Here is a 6,927-nt window from a genome sequence, read left to right as displayed (position 1 = left end):
CCTGTAGGAGCTGTCGAGTGAAACGAGGCTGCGATCTTTTGATCTGCGCTAAGCCCCTACCCGCGCCTGCAAACTCAAATGCGCCTTCTGTCCCGGCGCCAGGCTCAGGCTGTGGGTGCCGCCACTGGCCGCTTCCACACACACAAACTCTGATATTTCATTCCAGCTCACCCCCAGCAACGGCCGCGAGCCCGGATGCCAGACCACCGTGTCCGCCTCGTCACCCGTATCGATGCACAACTCACGCTGCCAGGCGTGGTCCTTGAGTTGCAATTCGCCGTCTTGCTGGAACACTCGCTGGCACCCGCCATCGACCCTCAACTCACCATCCTGCTGACAACTCTGGCGATTCAAATGGTCGTAACCCTGCACGCCATCGAGCCCAGACAGCGCTATCTCGCTGACATCGCCAATACGCCAGTAAGCATGCAAAGCCTGGCTCAACTGGCACGGCATGTCGTCCTGATGCTCGGTGCTCAGGCGCAATTCCATGCGTTCGCCAAGGTGGGCGTGCAAGTCCACTTGCCAGTCACACAATTGAAGCTGCCAGTGCAATCGCACGCCATCGTCGTCATGGCGGCTGTCGAGCAGCTTCCAGTCGATCAACCGCGCCCAGCCATGAGATGGCCACGCATTCTCGCTCGGATGACGGCCATACCACGGCCAGCACACCGGCACGCCACCCCGAATCGCGCCGACCTGCGGCCACTTCGCCGCGCACCACAGCCAGGGTTTTTGACCCGTTGGCTGGAAGTGCAGCAACTGCGCGCCCTGGCGACTGAACACGGCCTGACACAGCGGATGGTCGATCACCAACACGTCGCGCTTCTGATAGCGCTCCCACGCAAACACCGGACGTTCGCGCAAGGATTTGAAGAAGCGTTGTAGCGGATGCTCATGCATGTGCCACGGTCCTGAAAATCAATGGGGGTACTCTTACTGTTGTGCCCAGTGCGCCACAGGCCCTCTAAGGCCTCCCAAAAAAAAGCGGACAGCCTTGGCTGTCCGCAAACATGCGCACATAGAGAGGAGCTTATCGCAACAGCGTTAGAACACCGACTGAATTTTCAGGCCGGCTACCAGCGCGTTGTCGACTTCATCCACACCGCCTGGGTGAGTGACGTATTGCAGGTTAGGACGCACGGTCAGCCAGTTGGTAACGTGGAAGCCGTAGTTGAGTTCGTAGTTGTATTCAGTGGTCCGCAGTGGCGAGAACAGTGGATCCTCGTACTCAGTCACATTGTTGGCAGCGTTGACCGCCTCGGCGTTTTTCTTCACGTCATCGTTGACATGGATACGGGCGAAACCGATGCCCATGTCATCTTTAGGACGCGCATCGAACGGGCCCTTGTACACAAACATCAACGACTGGTAGTTGTCGACAATGTTGGTGTCCTTGTCGTGGAACGTGGCGTTGGCTGCAATGTTCAGACCGCGGGACTTGTCACCGTTGTGGCTGGTGAGTTGTTGCTGTGCAACGAACCAGTAACCGTGCTTGCTGCTGTGGCTGCGATAGGCGTTACCGCTGGTGGCCGCATCATTGCCGTTGTCGTCCTTGAGAACGTCATCGGCCTTGGCCGTGCTTTTGTAGTAACCGACACGGTATTCGCCCGGCAGGTTGCCAGGGTTAGGCAACCAGACCAGTTCGACTGGCAGGACGGTGCCGTTGGTACCACTGCCGCTGAGTTTGAAGCCGTTACCGTGCTCCAGTTGCGACGTGTTCTGGTTGTACGCGCCGATCTGCGCATAGAACTCAGGCGAGATGTTGTACTTCACGCGGACCGCAGCCTGCATGACCGGCCAGTTGTACCAGATGTTGGTGGCCCAGTTACCCACCTGGGAACCACAGAACGCCAGGTTCTGGAACTCGCATGGGAAGGTGTTGAAGTCTTCGCCTTCGCCGAAGTAACCGGCCTTGATGTCCAGTTTATTGTCGAAGAACTGGTGCTTGATCCACAACTGGGTCAGACGGACCATGTGACCACGGCCATAGACTTCCTGGGAGGAACTCAAGGTGCCAGCACGCGGGTCGCCGATACGGTCATTGGAGATGTTCTCACCGTTACGGTTGGTGAGCTGGATCTTGGCCTGAGTGTTATCCCAGCCAAACAGTTTTTGCAGGTCCAGTGCTGCCCCAAGGCCAAACTGGTCTGCGTAACGAGCCGTTTTGTCGTCGTTGAAACCGCCATGGAGGTTGCCGCCGACTTCACCGACGTAATCCATTTTGATGTCGATGCCCTGCTCGATCAGCTTGGTCCGCTCGCCACCCCAATCACCGGTCATCCATTCGGAGTCGGCGCTGAACGCATCAGCCGCGTGTGCGCTACCGGCAATCATCATCACTGCAACAGCTGACAACTGGCAGATAAGCTGAGCGTTGTTGTTCTTCTTCATCCCTACATCCTCGTTTTATTGTTATTAACTTTTCTTTTTCTAACGCGGTGACATCGGTTGCAGCGGACGACAGGCCATCCGCCGCGTATCCCCCTGTGGGAGCGAGCCTGCTCCCACACTTTTTATTTTCAGCGGCCTTTGAATTGGGCCACGTTGTCAGCGTGCATTTCGCTTTTCGGCAAGCCCGCCACCCCCAAACGCTCACCCGTCCTGGCGTCGAACAGCAGCACTTTCGATGGGTCGAATTGCAGGGTCAGTGTCTCGCCCGGTGCCGGTGCGACGTCTGGTGCCAGACGGCAGCAGACTTTGGTGTCATTGAGATTGACGAACACCAGGGTGTCGGGGCCGGTTGGCTCGGTGACCTGGACTTCAGCGCGAATGGTCGGCAATCCGTTCGGTTCGCCATTGGCCAACACGATCTGTTCAGGGCGCATGCCCAGGATCACTTCGCGGTCTTCGAGGCCGGCATCCTGCATGCCCAGTGGCAACTCGCAACGGGCCTGGCCGCTGTCGAGCAATGCAACCAGACGACCGTCCTTGCGCTGCAAACGCAGGGGGATGAAGTTCATCGGTGGCGAGCCGATGAAGCTCGCCACGAACAGGTTGGCCGGGTTGTTGTAGATGTCTTTCGGCGTGCCGAACTGCTGGATGATCCCGTCCTTCATCACCGCCACTTTGTCGCCCAGGGTCATCGCTTCGATCTGGTCGTGGGTCACGTAGACCGTGGTGGTTTTCAGGCGCTGGTGCATCAGTTTCATTTCGGTGCGCATCTCGACCCGCAGCTTGGCGTCGAGGTTGGACAGCGGTTCGTCGAACAGGTAAATCTTCGGTCGCCGCGCCAGGGCCCGGCCCATGGCGACACGCTGTTGTTGACCACCGGAGAGCTGGCCCGGCTTGCGAGTGAGCAGGTGTTCGATCTGCAGCAATTTGGCGACGCGAGCGACTTCTTCGTCGATTTCGGCAGTCGGCATTTTGCGGATCTTCAGGCCGAACGCGATGTTGTCGCGCACACTCATGGTCGGGTACAGCGCGTAGGACTGGAACACCATGGCGATGTCGCGATCCTTGGGGCTCATGCCGCTGATGTCGGCGTCGTCCACCAGGATTGCGCCGCCGCTGATGGTTTCCAGGCCGGCGATGCAGTTCATCAGCGTGGATTTACCGCAGCCCGATGGCCCTACCAGGATCAGGAACTCACCGTCATCGATCTTCAGTTCGATGTTTTTCAGAGTGTCCGGCAAACCGGCACCGTAGGTCTTGTTGACGTTGCGTAATTCGAGAGTTGCCATGTTTCTACCCCTTGACCGCGCCGGACGTCAGCCCACGCAGGAAATACTTGCCAGCGAATATGTAGACCAGCAGTGTCGGCAGCCCGGCGATCATCGCGGCGGCCATATCAACGTTGTATTCCTTGGCCCCGGTGCTGGTGTTGACCAGGTTGTTCAGGGCCACGGTAATTGGCTGGGCATCGCCACTGGCGAACACCACGCCGAACAGGAAGTCGTTCCAGATTTGAGTGAACTGCCAGATCAGGCAGACCATCACGATCGGGATCGACATCGGCAGCAGGATCTTCAGGAAGATCGTGAAGAAGCCCGCACCGTCCAGGCGTGCAGCCTTGACCAGTGCATCCGGAATGCTCACGTAGTAGTTGCGGAAGAACAGYGTGGTGAACGCCAGGCCGTAGACCACGTGCACCAGCACCAGGCCGGTGGTGGTGTTAGCCAGGCCGAACTTGCCGAGGGTGAACGAGGCAGGCAACAGCACGGTCTGGAACGGCAGGAAGCAGCCGAACAACAGCAGGCCGAAGAACAGTTGCGAGCCACGGAAACGCCACATCGACAGTACGTAACCGTTCATGGCACCGATGAAGGTGGAAATCAGCACCGCCGGCACGGTGATCTTCACCGAGTTCCAGAAATAGCCGCCGACCACGTCCCAGGCCTTGATCCAGCCGATACCGTCAATTACGGTCGGCCAGCTCAGCAAGTTGCCGGTGCGGATGTCTTCCGGAGATTTGAAGCTGGTCAGCAGCATCACCACCAGCGGGATCAGGTACACCGCCGCTGCGAGCAGCAGCGTGGCGTATATGGCGACCCGGCTGAAGCTGAGGCTGCGTTTTCCGAATTGATCAGTCATGGCGTTTGCCTCGCAGCTCGGAGTACAGGTACGGCACGAGGATGGTCAGCACGGCACCGAGCATGAGCATGGCGCTGGCCGAACCGATGCCCATCTGGCCACGGCTGAAGGTGAAGGAATACATGAACATCGCCGGCAGGTCGGACGAGTAGCCGGGGCCGCCCGCCGTCATCGCCGCGACCAGGTCGAAGCTCTTGATTGCGATGTGCGCAAGGATCATGAAGGCACTGAAGAACACCGGGCGCAGGCTCGGCAAAACGATCTTCAGGTAGATGGTCGGCAGGCTTGCACCGTCGACCTGGGCAGCACGGATGATCGACTGATCGACACCGCGCAGACCGGCGAGGAACATTGCCATGACAAACCCGGAGGCTTGCCACACAGCGGCGATCACCAGGCAGTAGACGACGCGATCCTGATCCACCAGCCAGTCGAGGCGAAAGCCTTCCCAGCCCCAGTCACGCAGCATCTTGTCCAGACCCAGGCCTGGGTTGAGCAGCCATTTCCATGCGGTACCGGTGACGATCATCGAGAGCGCCATCGGGTACAGGTAAACGGTGCGAATGAAACCTTCCTTGCGAATGCGCTGGTCCAGCAACACGGCGAGGAACACGCCGAGCACCAGGCTGATACCGATGAACATGCCGCCGAACACCGCGAGGTTTTTGCTCGCGACCCACCAGCGATCGTTGTCCATCAGGCGCATGTATTGCTGCAGGCCGACCCACTTGTAGCTCGGCATGAAGCTGGAATTGGTAAAGGACAGAATGAACGTCCAGATGATGTAACCGTAGAAACCAACCAACACGATCAGCATGCTCGGCGCCAGTACCAACTTGGGTAACCAGCGTTGCAGCGCATCGAACGGTGAGGCTTTGCTGAAAACCGCCACAGAGCTCATCGGGATAATCCAGGTGGAGAGAAGTGAGATCGACACAGCCCTTGTGGGAGCCGAGCTTGCTCGCGATGACGGACTGACATTCAAAAGAGATGTCGACTGTCACACCGCTATCGCGAGCTAGCTCAGCTCCTACAGGGGATTACTGGGCCGCTTTGACAGCCGATGCCAGTTGGGCGCTGGCCTTGGCCGGGTCAGCATCCTTGTCGTTCATGAAGTTGGTGACCACATCGAAGATCGCGCCCTGTACGGCCAGGGAGGTGGCCATGTTGTGCGCCATGCTCGGTTGCAGGCCGCCCGTCTTGTCGTCCGCAACGAAGTCCTTCGCTGACTTCTGGGCGCACTCGTCGAAGCCGAGCTTGTCCATTTCATTCAGCATGTCGTTACGCACCGGGATCGACCCTTTGTTCATGCTGAAGACTTTCTGGAAGTCAGTGCCCAATGCGACCTTGGCCAGGTCTTGCTGGGCAGCGATGTCACCCTTGCGATCCGCTTTGAGCTTGAACACCGCCAGGGAGTCGATGTTGTAGGTGAAGGCTTTTTCGGTGCCCGGGAACGGTACGCACTGGTAGTCCTTGCCCGCGACTTTCTTCGCCGCTGTCCATTCGCTTTTCGCCCAGTCGCCCATCATCTGCATGCCGGCCTTGCCGCCGATGACGTCGGCGGCGGCGATGTTCCAGTCACGACCGGCGCGGTTCGGGTCCATGTAGCCGGTGATTTTTTTCAGTTCGGTGAACGACTTGGTCATCTCCGGGCCGGAGAGGGTTTTCTGGTCCAGGTCAACCAGGGCTTTCTTGTAACCGTCGGCGCCCATTACCGAGAGCACCACGTCTTCAAACACGGTGCTGTCCTGCCAAGGCTGACCGCCGTGGGCCAGGGCGATGAAGCCTGCGGCTTTGAGCTTGTCGCCAGCGGCATAGAATTCTTCGAGGGTGGTCGGGGCTTTTTCGATCCCGGCTTTCTTGAACACTTCCGGGTTGATCCACAGCCAGTTCACACGGTGAATGTTCACCGGAACGGCGACGTAGTCACCTTCGTACTTCACGGTATCGGAGACTTTCCTGGACAGCAGGCCATCCCAGTTTTCCGACTTGGAAACGTCTTTCAACGCGTCGGTGCTGAGCAGGCCAGTGCTGCCCCACTCCTGGATGTCCGGGCCTTTGATCTGTGCGACGCCCGGCGGGTTACCMGCTACGGCGCGGCTTTTGAGCACGGTCATGGCCGTRGARCCACCRCCGCCRGCGACWGCGCCGTCTTTCCAGRYGAAGCCGTCTTTTTCRACYTGMGCYTTGARCACATCGACYGCWGCTTTTTCACCACCCGACGTCCACCAGTGAACAACTTCCACGGAACCTTTGGATTCGGCGGCAAGCACACTGAGAGGGAGCGCAGACAGGGAGGCGAGAGAAATGACAGTAGCGAGGCGAGAAATCGCATTCATCTAGAAGTACCTTTCTTGTTGTTATGCATGCAAGTCTGGTGCTTGCGCTGCATAG

6 protein-coding genes are annotated in these 6,927 nt (G+C 58.7%); all 6 read right to left on the bottom strand.

Annotated features, from left to right (window positions below; genetic code table 11):
- Positions 1 to 48: 48 nt before the first annotated feature.
- The 6 genes from AC1D2P_RS13440 to AC1D2P_RS13415 all read right to left on the bottom strand — a co-directional run bounded on the left by AC1D2P_RS13440 (position 49) and on the right by AC1D2P_RS13415 (position 6,872).
- Positions 49 to 903, bottom strand: a complete 855-nt coding sequence (locus AC1D2P_RS13440; protein ID WP_109785090.1) for a D-hexose-6-phosphate mutarotase — start codon at positions 901 to 903, stop codon at positions 49 to 51.
- A gap of 144 nt (positions 904 to 1,047) precedes the next feature.
- The gene (locus AC1D2P_RS13435; protein WP_477758452.1) at positions 1,048 to 2,394 is read right to left on the bottom strand and encodes a carbohydrate porin; all 1,347 of its coding nucleotides are present in this window, start codon (positions 2,392 to 2,394) and stop codon (positions 1,048 to 1,050) included.
- A gap of 128 nt (positions 2,395 to 2,522) precedes the next feature.
- On the bottom strand, positions 2,523 to 3,683 hold the full coding sequence (locus AC1D2P_RS13430; protein ID WP_223525669.1) for an ABC transporter ATP-binding protein: 1,161 nt from the start codon (positions 3,681 to 3,683) through the stop codon (positions 2,523 to 2,525).
- A 4-nt stretch (positions 3,684 to 3,687) separates the two neighbouring features.
- The gene (locus AC1D2P_RS13425) at positions 3,688 to 4,533 is read right to left on the bottom strand and encodes a carbohydrate ABC transporter permease (RefSeq protein ID WP_046032028.1); all 846 of its coding nucleotides are present in this window, start codon (positions 4,531 to 4,533) and stop codon (positions 3,688 to 3,690) included.
- Positions 4,526 to 5,434, bottom strand: a complete 909-nt coding sequence (locus AC1D2P_RS13420; protein WP_007974433.1) for a carbohydrate ABC transporter permease — start codon at positions 5,432 to 5,434, stop codon at positions 4,526 to 4,528. Before AC1D2P_RS13420 ends, AC1D2P_RS13425 begins: the two co-directional genes overlap by 8 nt.
- A 139-nt stretch (positions 5,435 to 5,573) precedes the next feature.
- Positions 5,574 to 6,872, bottom strand: coding sequence for an ABC transporter substrate-binding protein (locus AC1D2P_RS13415; RefSeq protein WP_477811463.1), 1,299 nt, complete (start codon positions 6,870 to 6,872; stop codon positions 5,574 to 5,576).
- Between the last annotated feature and the right edge of the window lie 55 nt (positions 6,873 to 6,927).

The organism is Pseudomonas sp. P1_F1_2, assembly GCF_056405815.1.
The sequence above is the reverse complement of the archived record's forward strand: the minus strand, read 5'-3'. Positions and strand labels throughout refer to the sequence as shown.